This is a genomic window from Rudaeicoccus suwonensis, from assembly GCF_007829035.1.
Classification (GTDB): Bacteria; Actinomycetota; Actinomycetes; order Actinomycetales; family Dermatophilaceae; genus Rudaeicoccus; species Rudaeicoccus suwonensis.
The window spans coordinates 1-15157 of record NZ_VIVQ01000004.1 but is presented as its reverse complement, the minus strand read 5'-3'; the positions used below and the strand labels follow the sequence as shown (position 1 = coordinate 15157).

17 protein-coding genes and 4 tRNA genes are annotated in these 15157 nt (G+C 66.7%); 8 read left to right on the top strand and 13 right to left on the bottom strand.

Annotation, left to right across the window (positions count from 1 at the left end):
* Nucleotides 1–38: 38 nt before the first annotated feature.
* From BKA23_RS15805 to bcp, 6 genes are all read right to left on the bottom strand, one after another.
* Complete coding sequence (locus BKA23_RS15805) at nt 39–368, bottom strand: hypothetical protein (RefSeq protein WP_145230261.1); 330 nt, start codon at nt 366–368, stop codon at nt 39–41.
* Nucleotides 365–571, bottom strand: a complete 207-nt coding sequence (locus BKA23_RS15800; protein WP_145230259.1) for a hypothetical protein — start codon at nt 569–571, stop codon at nt 365–367. Before BKA23_RS15800 ends, BKA23_RS15805 begins: the two co-directional genes overlap by 4 nt.
* A tRNA-Leu gene (locus tag BKA23_RS15795) sits at nt 544–621 on the bottom strand. The genes BKA23_RS15800 and BKA23_RS15795 overlap by 28 nt, the downstream gene beginning before the upstream one ends.
* A gap of 80 nt (nt 622–701) precedes the next feature.
* Nucleotides 702–1010, bottom strand: a complete 309-nt coding sequence (locus BKA23_RS15790) for a hypothetical protein (protein ID WP_211841765.1) — start codon at nt 1008–1010, stop codon at nt 702–704.
* 489 nt (nt 1011–1499) lie between these two features.
* Nucleotides 1500–2141, bottom strand: coding sequence for a class I SAM-dependent DNA methyltransferase (locus BKA23_RS15785; RefSeq protein WP_145230257.1), 642 nt, complete (start codon nt 2139–2141; stop codon nt 1500–1502).
* A complete protein-coding gene (gene bcp, locus BKA23_RS15780) occupies nt 2138–2605 on the bottom strand; it encodes a thioredoxin-dependent thiol peroxidase (RefSeq protein WP_145230255.1) in 468 nt (155 codons plus the stop codon). Before bcp ends, BKA23_RS15785 begins: the two co-directional genes overlap by 4 nt.
* Before the next feature lie 91 nt (nt 2606–2696).
* On the opposite strand from bcp, the gene BKA23_RS15775 reads away from it, so the two are divergent.
* Together BKA23_RS15775 and BKA23_RS15770 are read left to right on the top strand one after the other, a co-directional pair.
* Nucleotides 2697–2981, top strand: a complete 285-nt coding sequence (locus BKA23_RS15775; protein ID WP_145230253.1) for a DUF3618 domain-containing protein — start codon at nt 2697–2699, stop codon at nt 2979–2981.
* A 28-nt stretch (nt 2982–3009) separates the two neighbouring features.
* Entirely contained in the window at nt 3010–3306 is a 297-nt protein-coding gene (locus tag BKA23_RS15770; protein WP_145230531.1) for a GroES family chaperonin, read from the top strand.
* Between the two features lie 16 nt (nt 3307–3322).
* Here BKA23_RS15770 and BKA23_RS15765 read toward each other — a convergent pair whose 3' ends face one another.
* Both BKA23_RS15765 and tdh read right to left on the bottom strand, forming a co-directional pair.
* Nucleotides 3323–4564, bottom strand: a complete 1242-nt coding sequence (locus BKA23_RS15765; RefSeq protein WP_145230529.1) for a glycine C-acetyltransferase — start codon at nt 4562–4564, stop codon at nt 3323–3325.
* On the bottom strand, nt 4564–5607 hold the full coding sequence (tdh, locus tag BKA23_RS15760) for an L-threonine 3-dehydrogenase (protein ID WP_145230251.1): 1044 nt from the start codon (nt 5605–5607) through the stop codon (nt 4564–4566). The genes BKA23_RS15765 and tdh overlap by 1 nt, the downstream gene beginning before the upstream one ends.
* Before the next feature lie 101 nt (nt 5608–5708).
* Between tdh and BKA23_RS15755 the strand changes: the two genes are divergently transcribed.
* A complete protein-coding gene (locus BKA23_RS15755) occupies nt 5709–6170 on the top strand; it encodes a hypothetical protein (protein WP_145230249.1) in 462 nt (153 codons plus the stop codon).
* Nucleotides 6171–6288: 118 nt separating this feature from the next.
* Here the strand turns inward: BKA23_RS15755 and BKA23_RS15750 are convergent.
* Nucleotides 6289–6364, bottom strand: a tRNA-Lys gene (locus BKA23_RS15750).
* Nucleotides 6365–6525: 161 nt separating this feature from the next.
* Here BKA23_RS15750 and BKA23_RS15745 point away from each other — a divergent pair.
* On the top strand, nt 6526–8301 hold the full coding sequence (locus BKA23_RS15745) for a YihY/virulence factor BrkB family protein (RefSeq protein ID WP_145230247.1): 1776 nt from the start codon (nt 6526–6528) through the stop codon (nt 8299–8301).
* A 126-nt stretch (nt 8302–8427) separates the two neighbouring features.
* Here the strand turns inward: BKA23_RS15745 and BKA23_RS15740 are convergent.
* Both BKA23_RS15740 and orn read right to left on the bottom strand, forming a co-directional pair.
* Nucleotides 8428–8503: transfer RNA gene (locus tag BKA23_RS15740), tRNA-His, on the bottom strand.
* 91 nt (nt 8504–8594) lie between these two features.
* Nucleotides 8595–9212, bottom strand: a complete 618-nt coding sequence (gene orn / locus BKA23_RS15735; RefSeq protein WP_425473782.1) for an oligoribonuclease — start codon at nt 9210–9212, stop codon at nt 8595–8597.
* Between the two features lie 144 nt (nt 9213–9356).
* On the opposite strand from orn, the gene BKA23_RS15730 reads away from it, so the two are divergent.
* Nucleotides 9357–10505 carry a PrsW family intramembrane metalloprotease gene (locus tag BKA23_RS15730; protein ID WP_170226628.1) on the top strand — a complete coding sequence of 383 codons (1149 nt, stop codon included), beginning with the start codon at nt 9357–9359 and terminating at the stop codon, nt 10503–10505.
* 54 nt (nt 10506–10559) lie between these two features.
* Here BKA23_RS15730 and BKA23_RS15725 read toward each other — a convergent pair whose 3' ends face one another.
* Nucleotides 10560–11168 carry a LysE/ArgO family amino acid transporter gene (locus BKA23_RS15725; RefSeq protein WP_145230241.1) on the bottom strand — a complete coding sequence of 203 codons (609 nt, stop codon included), beginning with the start codon at nt 11166–11168 and terminating at the stop codon, nt 10560–10562.
* Between the two features lie 79 nt (nt 11169–11247).
* Here BKA23_RS15725 and BKA23_RS15720 point away from each other — a divergent pair, with 79 nt between their 5' ends.
* The gene (locus BKA23_RS15720) at nt 11248–12126 is read left to right on the top strand and encodes a LysR family transcriptional regulator ArgP (RefSeq protein ID WP_145230239.1); all 879 of its coding nucleotides are present in this window, start codon (nt 11248–11250) and stop codon (nt 12124–12126) included.
* Nucleotides 12127–12254: 128 nt separating this feature from the next.
* Here the strand turns inward: BKA23_RS15720 and BKA23_RS15715 are convergent.
* Nucleotides 12255–12328 (bottom strand) — tRNA-Arg (locus BKA23_RS15715).
* Between the two features lie 117 nt (nt 12329–12445).
* Between BKA23_RS15715 and BKA23_RS15710 the strand changes: the two genes are divergently transcribed.
* On the top strand, nt 12446–14152 hold the full coding sequence (locus BKA23_RS15710; RefSeq protein ID WP_246104703.1) for a dynamin family protein: 1707 nt from the start codon (nt 12446–12448) through the stop codon (nt 14150–14152).
* A partial coding sequence (locus BKA23_RS15705; protein WP_211841764.1) for a GTPase occupies nt 14149–15157 on the top strand: 1009 nt, incomplete at its 3' end. The genes BKA23_RS15710 and BKA23_RS15705, both read left to right, overlap by 4 nt.

Here is a 15157-nt window from a genome sequence, read left to right as displayed (position 1 = left end):
CTGGAGGACAACCGCGGATGCCGCGAAATGCGGGCAGGTCAAGCACGCAGATTGTCGACATTGACGTAGTAGACGCGCTCCATTTCCACTGGGTCGCTTAGGAACGAGTACCGCCGAAGATCGCGGAGCAGCCGTTCGGCTGCTTGATCGCCGAGCAGGCGCGGCTCTTGGGACCAAAGAGCGGCCCAGGCCCGGATGCGACCCTCGTGAAGCAACTCGACGAGAGCCGCTGCGATGTCTTCCACGGCGTCTCGCGCAGAGTCGAGCACGATGCTTACTTCGGGTGTCGAAGCGATCTCTGGCAACGCAATCAGATCTTCAAGCCCGAGATCAAGAAGGGCCTCTTTCAGAGGCGAGTAGTCGCTCACGGCAGCGTGATCGAGATACGGGCGCCGCAGTTTGGGTCGCCAAGGAAGCGTAGGTAGCCAACACGTTGTAGGCCGTTCTGCCCAGCCACGCCGTCCGCCAGGATCCGGAACACGATTGAAAATGCGTCCACCGATTTGCCACCTTTCGTGCGGGCGGGCTCGTACAACTGACTCGTGGTGCGGCCGATGAGATTCGAACTCACACTGTCGGGTACCTAAAACCCGTGCCTCCTGCCAGTTGGGCTACGGCCGCGCGGAACGTGAGTCTATGACGTTCGGCTCCGGAGCCACGACCCGAGTGCTTGGGCTGTCTGGCAGTGACGAGCAACTCGTTCAGTTCAGCGGCTCGCGGAACAGCACCTCGACATGGACGATGCGGTCGTCGACTACATCCAGGATCAACATCCACGAGTGCGGCGGACGGAGCGGCACGCTCCGGTGCCCCGGTCCGTAGGCCTCGTCCGGCTTCCGTTCCGTGTAAAAGCTCTGGCAGCACGTGTCACCGCATCCGCAGGGAGACGTCACGAGGAGTGCATCCACTTGGTCGGCGAGCGCGCTCTCGCCTTCGGTGCGGAGAGCCTCTCGTATCTCCGATGCAAGCACGGGCCAGCGATTTCCCAATCGCAGCTGTGGATCATCCATCGGTTCAGTCAAGATGACGAGCTCGCCACCATTGGCCTTTACGAACCTGCGGATTCGGCACTGTCGCGCGGCGGAAGCGCACGTCCAACCGCGCAACCTCCTTCGCAACCCGACGCCCTCGGCGGCCGCCGCGCACGATGAGGACCTCCAACCGGTCCCGAGCTTCGAGGCCATCATCATGAGCGTCACACGGAGGGCATCCGGTCAGATACGAAGCAACCCCGGCTTCGGCCCGGATAACGAATTGCTCGTAACGGCGCAGATATGACTGCGTCCATTCGCCATTGACAGTCCTGGAGGGACGATGGTTCCGGCCCATTGCGCGACTTACAGTTCGAGTCATCTGTTGCGCCGTGACGTGGCGCTGCCCGGTGAGGAGTTGGCGTACACAGTACGCCCATTCTCCGCCGATGCACTCGGTCGTATGTGGCACCCTGGCGCATCTCCCTGAGCAGTCTTCCGACTAAGGATCGAGCGAATGCATACGACTCAGCCGGCTGAAGCCAGGATCGTCACGACGAAGCCGCCGTCGTCAGATGTGCGCGGACGCAGGTCGAAACTCGCGAACTGTGACTCCACCTGCCACCCGGCTGCCTCCGCGTCACGGTTGAACTCGCCGGTCGGGTATCTCCGTGAGCCCTTCGGCCCGCCGTCGGTGTCGAAGCCGACCAGCATCCGTCCGCCGGACGCCGTCACCGACCGCAACCGTCGCAGCACGTCCTGCTCGGTGCCGTCAGCCAGGAAGACCATCACGTTCCCGACGCAGACGACGAGATCATATGCCGTCGGAAACCCCTGTGCAGCAAGCGAATCCGGCGAAACCTCATCCAGTCGCACCTGCGCAACAGGCAACTGGGCGAAGGTGCTTCGCGCCTGGTCGAGCAGGGCCGCATCGAGGTCGATGCCGTATGCCGCATGGCCCCGCGCCCGCATCGCGGCGGCAACCCGGCCCATGCCACAGCCGGCATCCAGGATGGTCGCGCCACGCGATACGAGCGTGTCCGCGAGCCTAGCCTCACCGTCGATGTCGACCTCGTCAGCGATCAGCTGCGCGAAGCGATCGCCATACCCGCGGTGTGCTTGTTGCTCCCAGCGCGTCGCCCGCCCGGGGTGCGCGGCGGCAGCCGTCATACCAATCCGAGTGCTTTGGACAGCATCGCCACGTGACCGGTCGCTTTGACGTTGTACTTCGCCAACTCGACCTTGCCGTCCGTGCCGACGACGATGGTCGAACGTATGACGCCGACCACGGTCTTGCCGTACAGCTTCTTCTCGCCATACGCGCCGTACGCCTCCAGGGTCTGCTTGTCGGGATCCGACAGCAGGGGGTAGGTCAGCGACTCCTTCTCGACGAACTTCGCGAGTTTCTCCGGCTTGTCGGGGGAGATGCCGACGACGGCATACCCGGCGTCGGTGAGGGTCGTCAGCGAATCGCGGAAGTCGCACGCCTCCTTGGTGCACCCGGGGGTCATCGCGGCCGGGTAGAAGAAGATCACCAGGCGGCGTCCCGAGTAGTCGGAGAGGCCGACGGTGTCACCGGTGTCCGAGGTGAGGGTGAAGTCGGGTGCGAGGTCACCGGATTCGAGACGGGGCATTGGTTGTCCTCCTGGTTGCGAAGCGGGTTACCTGCGTTATCGTCTCAGGCGAGCCGAGCTTTTCGCGACGCAACCCGAGGGAGACACACATATGGCTGACAAGGCCGCAACGAAGCGTTCAGCCCGCTCCGCCAAGGAGATCGAGGCCGACCTCGCAGCCACCCGCGAACGACTGGCCAGCACCGTCGACGAACTCGCATTCCGTGCGCAGCCCAAAGAGCTGGCCAAGCGGTCCGTGGAGGACGTCAAACTCAAGGCCAACGACCTCACGCACACCCCCGACGGTCAGTTGAACACCGAAAAGCTCGGCAAGGTGCTCGGCGGAGTGTCCGTCACGCTGCTGGCGCTCGGCTTGCTGCGTCGCGCACGTGGCTGAGGCGGCCGCGCGCAACCTGCCCATCCGGATGCTGCACGACCGAGTGCTGGTGTCCGCCGAGGGCGAAGTCGCCGAGCGCAAGTCCGGCGGCGGCATCGTCATCCCTGCCACCGCCTCCGTCGGCAAGCGTTTGTCCTGGGCCGAGGTCGTCGCTGTCGGCCAGCACGTGCGTCAGGTGCAACTCGGTGACCGGGTGCTCTTCGACCCCGAAGACCGCGCCGAGGTCGAGTTGCAGAGCAAGGACTACATCCTGCTGCGCGAACGCGACCTGCACGCGGTCGCCGCGCAACGTGTCGACGCCGGCAACACCGGCCTCTACCTCTGACCGATCTCAAGTCGGGTCAGGACGGGCGAGGCCGGACTCGCCCGGGTGGGTCGGCCTGAGAAGTGGAACCGACGACCTCGTCGCGTGCCTCGCAGAACGCACGTACACAGTCGCGCACGTCCTGCTCACTGTGCGCCGCGGACAGTTGCACGCGGATGCGAGCCTTGCCCTTGGGCACCACCGGGAACGAGAACGCGATCACGTAGACCCCACGCGCCAGCATCGCGTCGGCGATCTGTGCGGCCTGACGCGCGCCGTCCTCACCGGGGAACATCACCGGCGTGATCGGGTGGCTGCCGGGCAGCAGTTCGAAGCCGGCCTCGGTCATCAGCTCGCGGAACAGTGTGCTGTTCGCGGTCAGCTGCGCCCGCCCGTCACTTGAATTCGCAGCAAGCTCAAGGGCTTTGCGCGAACCGGCAACCACCGAAGGCGCCACCGCATTCGAGAACAGGTAAGGGCGCGAGCGCTGCCTCAGCAGGTCGACGATCTCCTGGTGCGCCGCGACATACCCGCCGGACGCGCCGCCAAGAGCCTTGCCGAGGGTCCCGGTGACGATGTCGACGCGGTCCATGACGCCCTTGAGCTCGTGAGTGCCACGTCCGCCCTCGCCGACAAAGCCGACGGCGTGCGAGTCGTCGACCATGACCAGAGCGCCGAATTCCTCTGCCAGATCACAGATCTCGTCCAACGGCGCGTAGAAGCCGTCCATCGAGAACACCCCGTCGGTCACCACGACCGTATGCCGGGAGCCCGCCTCGCGCGCGGCCTCCAGCTGTGCCCGCAGGTCGGTCATGTCCGCATTCTTGTAACGGAACCGGCGCGCCTTTGACAACCGGATGCCGTCGATGAGTGAGGCGTGGTTCAGTTCGTCGGAGATGATCGCGTCGTCGGCACCGAAGAGCACCTCGAAGATGCCGCCGTTGGCGTCGAAGCAGGAGGAATACAAGATCGCGTCGTCGGTCGCGACGAAGGCCGCGATCTCGCGCTCCAGGTCACGGTGCTGGCTCTGGGTGCCGCAGATGAACCGGACGCTCGCCATACCGAACCCCCAGTCGTCCAGCGCCGCACGCGCGGCGGAGACGACCTCCGGGTGGTCGGCCAGACCGAGGTAGTTGTTGGCGCAGAAGTTGATCGCCTCGCCGCTGCTGGTGCTCAGGTGCGCCGACTGCGGTGAGGTGAGCTCGCGCTCGTGCTTGGTCAGACCGGCGTCCTCGATGCCCGCGAGTTCGGTGAGGAGGGCGTCCTTGTTGGCGTACATCAGTTCTGGCTCCAATCCATGACGACCTTGCCGCACTGACCGGACCGTGCGGCCGCGAAGGCGTCGGCCCACTGTTCGGCCGGGAAGCGGTGGGTGATGACCGACTTCACGGCTGCTTCGAGCGCGGCAGACGACTGCAGCATCGCGCTCATGGCGTACCACGTGTCGTACATCTCCCGGCCGTAGATGCCCTTGATCGCGAGCATGTGCGTGATGACGCGGCCCCAGTCGATCGCGAACTGCTCGGCCGGCAGACCCAGCATCGCGATGCGGCCGCCGTGGTTCATGTTGTCGATGAGTTCGGACACCGCCGCGGCGTTGCCGGACATCTCCAGAGCGATGTCGAAGCCCTCTCTCATCCCCAGCTGCTGCTGGGCGCTGGAGATCCGGTCACGGGCGACGTTGACCACGACGTCCGCTCCGGCGGCTTTGGCGAGCTCAAGGCGGTAGTCGCTCACGTCGGTGACGACGACGTGACGTGCGCCGACGTGCTTGGCGATGGCAGCCGACATCACCCCGATGGGGCCGGCGCCGGTCACCAGCACGTCCTCCCCGGCGATGGGGAATGACAGCGTCGTGTGCGTCGCGTTGCCGAACGGGTCGAAGACCGCACCGACGTCGGGGTCGAGATCGTCTGGCTGGATCCAGACGTTGGAAGCAGGTATGACGACGTAGTCGGCGAACGCGCCGTTGCGGTTGACCCCGACCGAGCTGGTGCGGATGCACAGCTGGCGTCGGCCGGCGCGGCAGTTGCGGCACTCGTTGCACACCACGTGGCCTTCGCCGGAGACACGCTGGCCCACCCGCACACTGGTCACGTCGTCGGCGACATCGACGACTTCGCCGTAGAACTCGTGGCCGATGATCAGCGGAGTCTGCACCGTCGCAGCGGCCCAGTCGTCCCAACTCTCCAGATGCAGGTCGGTGCCGCACAATCCGGCCCGCCATACCTTGATCTTGACTTCTCCGTGGCCGACGGTCGGCTCGGGAGCATCGATCAGCTCCAGGCCCGGACCGGCGCTGGTCTTGGCTAGTGCACGCACAGATCTCAGTCTGCCCGGCGCTCCCTGGGACCTCGCCGTGGGGTCGGTATGGCGCAGGCCGGTTTGACTCGCCATGCCGCGCGGGTAAAGAGTTCGCTTCGATGCGCACTCGAGTCCTTCGCCGAAGCCTGTCCGTCGCGGCCGCCGCCATGTTGCTTGCCGGATGCGGCAGTTCGGGCTCAGGATCGTCGCAGTCCTCGGTACCTGCGGGCGCCGCGAGTTCGGCTGCGGGACTGCCCTCCGTGACCTGCACCGGCGCCGCCGCCGCGAAGTCGGCACAGTTGCCTGCGACGATCGACCTGTCCTGTGTGGGTGGCACGCAGCAGATCCAGGACGTCCAGTGGAGCGCCTGGGATGCCGACGACGGCATCGGCTCCGGCACGCTGATGGGCAAGGACTGCTCGCCCGTGTGCACTTACGTGAAGGGCACCCACGACCTGGGGCCCGTGAGCCTGACCCTGTCCAAGCCCACGCACACGGCCGCAGGCCTGCTGTTCACCGAGCTGACGATCACTCCGACCACCAAGGCCGTGCCCCGCACCTTCACGCTGCCGACGTCCTGAAACCGCTGTCGCGGCAGCCGACGAGACCGGCGTGCAACTGGACAGCGGCACCACGGCGACGGATCGTCATACGTGTGCGAAAGGCCCGGACCACACAGTGATCCGGGCCTTCCGTGCTTGGTGCGCCAACAGGGACTCGAACCCCGAACCCGCTGATTAAGAGTCAGCTGCTCTGCCAATTGAGCTATTGGCGCAACGAGGGAAGACATTAGCAGGCAGGTGCGGCAGACCAAAAATCGGCTGGCCCAACCCCCTCACCCGCTGCTGTGAGTCCCTGTTCGCCGCGTCCGCGCTAGGTTTCATCACAAGAGCGCCGGAACACCAAGCACCCGTCCCGACCGAAGGATGAGCACGTATGACGCTGCTGCAACTGCTGGACGACGACGTCGAACGTCCGGCCGAAGACGTGCCCGATGCACCCGCCAAACCGGACTGGAAGGTGGCTCTCAAACGTGCCACCGGCAAGTTCTCCAGCGACCAGTGCACCACCAAGGCAGCAGCGCTGACCTATTACTCGCTGCAGTCGCTGTTCCCCGGGCTGATCGCGTTGCTGTCGCTCATCAACATCTTCGGCAACGGCAAGCAGACCACGAACAGCATCATCACGATCGTGGCGAACATCATGGGCAAGCCGGAGAACGACTCGCTCATCGTCAACATCAGGTCGTTCATCGACAGCGTCAACACCACCGGCGGTGGTGGCATCGCATTGGCGGTCGGCATCCTCGGCGCACTGTGGTCGGCGTCGGGTTATGTGAACGGATTCGGCCAGGCGCTCAACCAGATCTATGAGATCCAGGAGGGTCGTCCGACCTGGCGGCGCAAGCCGTTCTTCCTGTTCGTGACCTTCGTGGACATGGTGCTGATCATCATCGCGATGTTCGCGCTGGTCACGACCGGAAAGGTCGCCTCGTCGATCGCGGCTCAGGTCGGCATCCCCAGTCGAGCCGTCGACATCTGGGACATCGCGAAGTGGCCCTTCGTCGTCGCCATCGTCGTGCTGATCATCGGCTTGCTCTACTGGACCACGCCGAACGTGCGCAAGAGCGCCCGGTCGCTGGCCAGTTGGGGGGCGTTCATCGGCTTCGTGGTGTGGGTGGTCGCTTCCTTCGCGCTGGTCACCTACTTCGGTCTCACCAAGGGCGCGAGCTACCAGAAGACGTATGGCGCGATGGCCGGCGCCGTCATGTTCATGCTGTGGCTCTATGTCACGAACATCGCGATGCTCTTCGGTGCCGAGGTGGACGCCGAACTGCTGCGCACACGTCAGTTGAAGTCCGGTCTGCCCGCCGAAGAGCTGATCCTGTTGCCGCCCAAGGACTCCGGGAATTTCGCAAAGAAGCAGGTCAAGGCTGCCGAGCTGTATGACGCAGCCCACGAGTTGCGCTTGCAGGCACTGCGGCAGGCGGCCGGCCCCGAGGCGGCTGCGACCTATGGCCGTCCAGCACGGGCGGCGGGCCATGCCGCGCTGGTGCGGGGCGGGCGCGACAATGATCCGGACGCAGTCGCCGACGGGCAGGTCGCTTTGGTGGGGCCGAGGGATGCCACCACGCCGCGGCCCGGCGGCTCCGCACTGCTCACCTCGCACGACCGAAAGGCTGGACGCACCGTGACATACGACCCGCAGACCGACGAGGCGGCAATCGAGGAGGCCCGGCTGCGCCGCCGCGATGCCGCGTTGCTGGAGGCGACGCAGAAGCGCAAGGTGCGTGACCGGTTGGACCGGCAGGAGGCCAAGGTCCGCAAGGAGCAGCAGGAGCGCGAGCACAAGGCCGAGCAGGCCCGCAAAGAGGCGGAGGAGCACCTGACCCGGCAGGAGCGCTGGGATGCCGTCGAGCGTATGCGTGCTCAGTACGATCCGCCGGTCAGCGCCGAACGCGACGCCGTCACCGCCGAGCGCGCCGAGCGGCGCTCGCGATTCCACGCGATGCTGTCGCGCAAGAGCGACAAAACAGCCGCGGCAACGACATCCGGCACGAGAGCAGGAGCGGGTAAGTCCGTGTCCGAGCACGCCGCCGCCGACGTGTCCGCGAGCAGTGCCGTCCGGCCCCAGCCGAGTGCCCTGAGTCAGGAGATCGCTGCGGAGCAGAAGCGTCGCCGGGACGCCTGGTATGCCGCACGCCGTCGCTGAGCGGCGCCGAGTCCGAACACTCCGGCAGGTGCGCATATCCGCAAATTTACGGTTACGTGCGCCTGCCGAAAATGGACCATGACAGCGATAAGCCCCGGATACCAACGGTATCCGGGGCTTTTCGCATGGGGTGAGTGACGGGACTTGAACCCGCGACATTCGCGACCACAACGCGACGCTCTACCAGCTGAGCTACACCCACCATGCGTGCGCTCCCGCAGGAGGCAGCGCGGACCATCGTACAGGCTGCCTGAGGGTGCTCTTGACCACCCTGCGCGGTGCGCAGCGAACGGTCACTCCGGCGAGGAGTATTTCGTCGCGATCGCCCTGGCGGTGTTGGTGTCGACACCGGGCTGCGGCACAAAGACGGCCTCGCGGTAGTAGCGCAACTCGTCGATCGACTCACGGATGTCGGCCAGTGCGCGGTGGCCACCGTGCTTGGCGGGGGCGTTGAAGTACGCACGGGGGTACCACCGGCGCGACAGTTCCTTGACCGACGAGACGTCGATGATCCGGTAGTGCAGGTGCGCCTCGAGTTCGGGCATGTCGCGGGCCAGGAACCCCCGGTCGGTGGCGACGGTGTTGCCGCCCAGCGGCCACCTGCCGGCCTCCGGAGCGAATTCGCGGATGTATGCCAGAACCTGCTCCTGCGCGTCGGCCATCGTCATACCGGACGCGAGTTCGTCTAGCAGCCCGCTGGTGGTGTGCATGTTCTGCACGAACTCGTCCATCTGCGCCAGAGCCTCGTCAGAAGGTCGGATGACGACCTCGACACCGTCGCCGAGCTGGTTCAGATTGAAGTCGGTGACCAGCGCGGCCACCTCGATCAGGGCGTCGTCGGTCAGGCTCAGCCCTGTCATCTCACAGTCGATCCAGATGATGCGGTCAGTGGTTGCCTTGTCGTCAGTCACGATCAGACACTGTAGGCGCTGGGACCCGCCGATCGGCAGGTCGGATGCAGGGCGTGCGAGGTTTTGCAGCATAAGGTTCGGTGCGTGATGTCGTCGGTCGAACCGGCTCCTTCGGGGTCGCATCGGGGGCGCGGTGTCCTTCTGGTGCCGCGTGCCGACAGGCGACCCGTCCTGCGCAAGTGGCTGTTCATCGCGCTGGGCATTGTCTTCTTCGGCTGCGGTGGCGTCGCCATGCTGCTCATCACCGGCAGCCGATCGGGAGTGACGGCGACCGTCTTCGGCTTCGTGCTGTCGCTGGTCGTCGTGGGCATCGTGGTGCCGGTCTTCCTCTGGCTGGACAGGTTCGAGCGTGAGCCGACCTGGATGCTCATCTGCGCCTTCGCGTGGGGTGCGTGCATCGCAACGTTGGGCGCGGTCGTGCTCAACGACGTCGGCAGCTACCTGTTCGACCCCACACACACGCAGAACACCGGAGCCGCCGTCTTCGTGGCGCCCGTGGTCGAGGAATCCATGAAGGCCCTGGGGCCGCTGCTGCTGTTGCTGTGGCGTCGTCGTGAGGTCGACGGCATCGTCGACGGGATGGTCTACGCCGGCCTCAGCGCGGCGGGTTTCGCGGCCGTCGAGGACATCGTCTATCTGGCCGGCGGTTACGCCGACTCCGGGGACCGCGGACTCTTCTCGACCTTCCTGGTGCGTGTGGTGATGAGCCCGTTCGCCCACCCGATGTTCACGATCTGCACGGGCATCGGCATCGGCGTCGCCGTCACGACGGCCCGCTGGTGGTTGCGGATCGGCGCGCCCGTCGTCGGCTGGTCGGCAGCGGTCGGCCTGCACTTCCTGTGGAACGTCGGCGCGGTGCTTTCGCAGCGCGGCTGGCTCATCTTCTACATCGCCTTGCAGCTGCCGCTGTTCGTCGGGTTCATGACGCTGATCGTCCTCGCGCGACGGCACGAAGGCCGGATGATCGGCATACATCTCGGCACGTATGTCGATCGCGGACTCCTCACGCCGCAGGAGGTCCAGATGCTGGCATCGGTACGTGAGCGTCGGTATGCCGAGGCGTGGGCCGAACGGCACGGTGGCAAACAGGCGCAGCGTGAGATGCGGGAGTTCCAGGAGGCCGGCAGCGAGTTGGCCATGATCCAGGCGCGGTTGCACCGCGGCCAGCACGACCGGCGAACTGTGCAGACCGAGCTGCAGCTGCTGGCGCTGGTCGGCGAGCGACGCACGCAGTTCCTCGACACGGCGCTCTACCGCTATTACGTCGACCGTGCGGAGCAAGCCGGTCGGTGAGCCTCGACCGTGAGACATCACGGCGGGCGGCGTCATACGGATGCACGATTGAGCTCACTCGAGGGCGAGACGGACGGCGACGAAAAGCATTGTCGCTGCTACGAATACTTCGAGCACCCGCCATGAGTTGGGCCGGGCCAGCAGGGGAGACAGGGCGCGGGAGCCGAACCCGAGGGTGGTGAACCACGCGATGCTGGCGACCCCGGCGCCCGCGGCGAACCACCATTGACCGCCCGCGACGTCGGTGTGGGTGGCGGCGAGCGAGCCGAGCAGCAGCACGGTGTCGAGATAGACGTGCGGGTTCAGCCAGGTCAGCGCCAGAGTGCGGCCGACCACGCGGCGTCGTGAGGTGGCGACCTCCTCGGCCGCGACGAGGTGTTCGGTGCCGGCCGCGCGACGTAACGCGCCGATGGCGTACCAGGTGAGGAAGGCGACGCCGAACCACCGGGCTGCTTCCAGCAGCCAGCCCGCGTGCTCGACGGCAGTGCCCACTCCGGCGGCTCCCACAGCGATCAGCACGAGGTCGGAGGCGGCGCAGACGACAACGACCGAGCCGGTGTGCGCTCGCAGCATTCCCTGGCGGAGCACGTGCGCGTTCTGGGCACCGATGGGCAGGATCAACGACAGGCCCGTGAGAAATCCGGCGACGGCAGCGGCGATCATCCGACGATTCTGTGCTCGGATTCATACATCAGACCAGCGAATGTTTTTACAGCATCTGAAATACTGCTTCACTGGTGCGATGCGCTTCGATCATGCTCAGCTTGAGACCCTCCGGGTGATCGTCGAGGAGGGCACCTTCGACGCGGCAGCACGCCGGCTGCACCTGACGCCGAGCGCCGTGAGCCAGCGGGTGCGTGCGCTGGAAGCCGCCGCCGGTCAGGTGCTCGTGCGCCGCACCACGCCGGTCGGCGTGACCGATGCGGGTGAACCGGTGCTGCGACTGGCACGTCAGTTGCGCCTGTTGGACGATGAGGCCGCGGCCGAACTCGACAGTGACGGTGTCGTCGAACTCGCCGTGGTCGTCAACGCGGACTCGCTGGCGACGTGGTTTCGGCCGGTGCTGGCAGCCGTCGCCGAACGCGGTGGCACCGCGTTGCGGCTGCACATCGAGGACCAGGCGTATTCCGACGAATTGCTGCGCAGAGGTGAGGTGCTCGCGGCAGTGACGGCCGAGCCGCAGCCGGTGCAGGGGTGCGTCGTCGAGCCGCTCGGCTCGTTGCGTTACCGGCCCGCCGCTGCTCCAGACCTCATCGAGCGGTATCGCCGCGGCAAGGGAGTGGACCGCGCGCGGATGCCCGTCGTCGTCTTCAATGAGAAGGACCACTTGCAGGATGCCGCCATCCGAGCCAACCCTCCGGTGATCGTGCACCGGATCCCGAGCGCCGCCGACTACTACGAGGCGATCCGGTGCGGTCTGGGCTGGGGCATGCTCCCGGAAGGCCAATTGAAGTCCGGTGTGGCGGCCGGTGAGGTGGCGCCGCTGCCGGGCAGTCGCCATCTCGACGTGCCGCTGTTCTGGCAGCGGTGGCGGTTGGAGGGCACAGCCCTCACCGCGCTGACGGAGGACGTCCGCCGAGCAGCACGCGCCGGACTCGGGCGCGCGACTGCCCGCACCTGAGCGGGCACGTGCTGACAACAGTGGGTCCGGATCGGCCGATCGCCATACGGCCGGTAGACATTGTGATGATCGGCAGCTCTGGTGACGGTGCCCTGACCTGCATCACTGCAGGTCAGGGGGCTGATGAGTGCCCCCGGCGTGACTCGAACACGCGACCTAGGGATTAGAAGGCCCTTGCTCTATCCAGCTGAGCTACGGGGGCGGACACGGCCGCCACGGCGGCGAAGTTCAGTCTAAGGCGACCCGCGAGGCTGATGTCGCAGGCATCCCGTCGGCCCTGAAGTTGCCGTTGCCGCTCCGGACGCGAAATGCTGTGCAGGTGTCGGACGAAGTCGATGGTGTGCGCCTGCTGACGGCATTGCATGCGCTTCGTGACGGCATCGACTCCACCCGGCTGCCGCTGCAGATGCCCAAGGTCGACCGACTCCGACGCGACCGCGCTGCACTGCTCGCCCAACTCGACGACTACGTCGTGCCGCGCGCTGCCGCACTCGACGCGCCGCTGCTGGCGGTCGTCGGCGGGTCGACGGGCGCTGGAAAGTCGACTCTGGTCAATTCCATCGTCGGCATGCAGGCCTCTCGCAGCGGCGTGCTGCGGCCCACGACGCGTGCCTCGACGCTGATCCACCACCCCGCAGACGGCGAGTGGTTTGCCGGGGACCACGTGCTGCCGGGCCTGGCGCGGGTGACCGACGCCGCCGAGACCAGAGACCCCGGCACCGTGCGCCTGATCGCCTCTGAGAGTGTGCCCGCCGGTCTTGCACTCTTGGATGCCCCCGACATCGATTCGGTCGACTCCGAAAACCGTACATTGGCAAGGCAATTGTTGTCGGCAGCCGACCTGTGGCTGTTCGTGACGACGGCGGTGCGATACGCCGATGCGGTGCCGTGGCAGTTGCTGCAGCAGGCGACCGTCCGTGGCACGTCGGTCGCGGTCGTGCTCGACCGGGTCCCGCTCGATGCGATGGAGGAGGTGCGTGCCGATCTGGCCGGGATGCTCATGGAGCAGGGCCTCGGCCAGTCACCGGTCTTCGCCATCGCCGAAACCGCGTTGAGCAGCAACGGTCTGCTGCCGCGTGCCGAGGTCACTCGCATTGTGGGCTGGCTGAACTCCTTGGCTGCTGACACGCACGCCCGCACGATCGTGATCCGTCGCACTCTGGAAGGTGCCGTCGACTCGCTCGACGGCAGGGTGCTCGATCTGATGACCGCCGCGCAGGCGCAGCGCGACGGCGTACAGAACCTGCAGCGTTTGGCTCACGAGGCGTATGCCGCGGCTACCGAGCAGGTTGCGGTCGGCATACGGGACGGATCCTTGCTGCGTGGTGAGGCGCTCGCGCGCTGGCAGGAGTATGTCGGCACCGGTGAACCCCTGAGGCAGTTGGACGGCGGGACCGGCTCGGTGCGTGACCGGGTTGCGGCGATGCTCCGTGGCCGCAACCACCGGCAGCCCGTCGACGAGGTCGGTGCGGCGCTACAGGCCGGGCTGGGTGCGTTGCTCGTGACGCGAGCCGAAACAGCGGCCCTGGGCGCTGCACGCGCCTGGCGTGCTGCACCCGGCGGCGCTGCCTTGGTGGAAGCCCATAGCGAGTTGTCAACGGTGTCAAGCGGGTTCGGTGATCAGGTCGACCAACTGGTGCGTTCCTGGCGCGACGAGATCCGCGGGTTGGCACGCGACCAGGCAGGGGACACGAGGCTCAGTCCACGTTTCGTGGCGTTCGGCGCCGACGGCATGTCGGTGCTGCTGATGCTCGTCGCCTTCTCCGCCAATGCCGGCGCCGACGGCACTCGCAGAGGTGCGACTGGGGGCTCCGCCATACTCGCGCAGCGGTTGTTGGAGTCGGTCTACGGCGAGACCGCCGCGGCCGCGCTGGCTGCCCGCGTGCGTGATCGCTTGCTCGATCGGGCGACCGAGCTGTATGCCGCCGAGGGCTCGCGCTTCGAGGCGGTCCTGCACGAATATGCCCCGGAGGGTTGCCTGTCCGACCTCGGGGCTGCCATTTCCGAAGTGAAGGCCGCCCGATGACGACGACGCGCTCCACCGGATTCATCCGGTCCGGTGAGGTGACCAACACCGACCTGCTGCGCCGCAGCCGTTCCCTGGGGGAGGCGATCGAATCCGGCGGCGGACGCCTGCCCGCCGATCAGGTCGAACGCGCTCGGGAGGTGCAGCGGAAGGTCGCCACGCGCACGGCTGACATCGGATCGCGCACCGTGGTTGCCCTGGCCGGTGCAACCGGGAGCGGTAAGTCCAGTCTGTTCAATGCCCTTGTCGGAGAACCCGTTTCGCGCATCGGCGCTCGCCGACCGACGACGTCGGTGCCGAGCGCGGCGATGTGGGGTGACGAGCCGAGCGACGAGTTGCTCGACCGGCTGCAGGTCGCCGGCCGCCACCAGGTGCCGTTGGACGCGCGTCGTGGCCGTGACTTGGGCGGCCTGCTGTTGCTGGACCTGCCCGACTTCGACTCGCGCGTCGCTCAGCACCGCGCTGAGGCTGATCGCGTGATCGAACACGCCGACGTGCTCGTCTGGGTCACCGACCCGCAGAAGTACGCCGACGCGGTGCTGCACGAGGAGTACATCCGCACGCTGGCCGGCCACCGTGCGGTCAGCCTGGTGGTGCTCAACCAGATCGACCGGTTGTCGCGCGACCAGGTCACCGAGTGCGTCGATGATCTGCGCCGGCTGCTCGACAAGGACGGCCTGCGCGATGTCGAGATTCTGGCGGTGTCGGCAGCGCGGGGGATCGGCGTCGAAGACGTGGCAGCCGCGCTTGCGGGAGTCGTCCATGAGCGCACTGCGGCCCAGCGGCGCCTCCTCGCCGATCTGACCGGCGAGGTCGTCCGCCTGCGCGAGCATGTCGCCGACGGCGAGGTCACCGTCGACCGGTCAGCCGCCGACGAACTCACCGAGGCGTTGTGCGCCGCGGCCGGCGTCCCCGCCGTGGTCGACGCCGTCGCCACCGACTTCCGTCGGCACAGCGCCAGGCGCGGAGGCTGGCCGTTCAGCCGCTGGTTGCAACGGCGCGGAT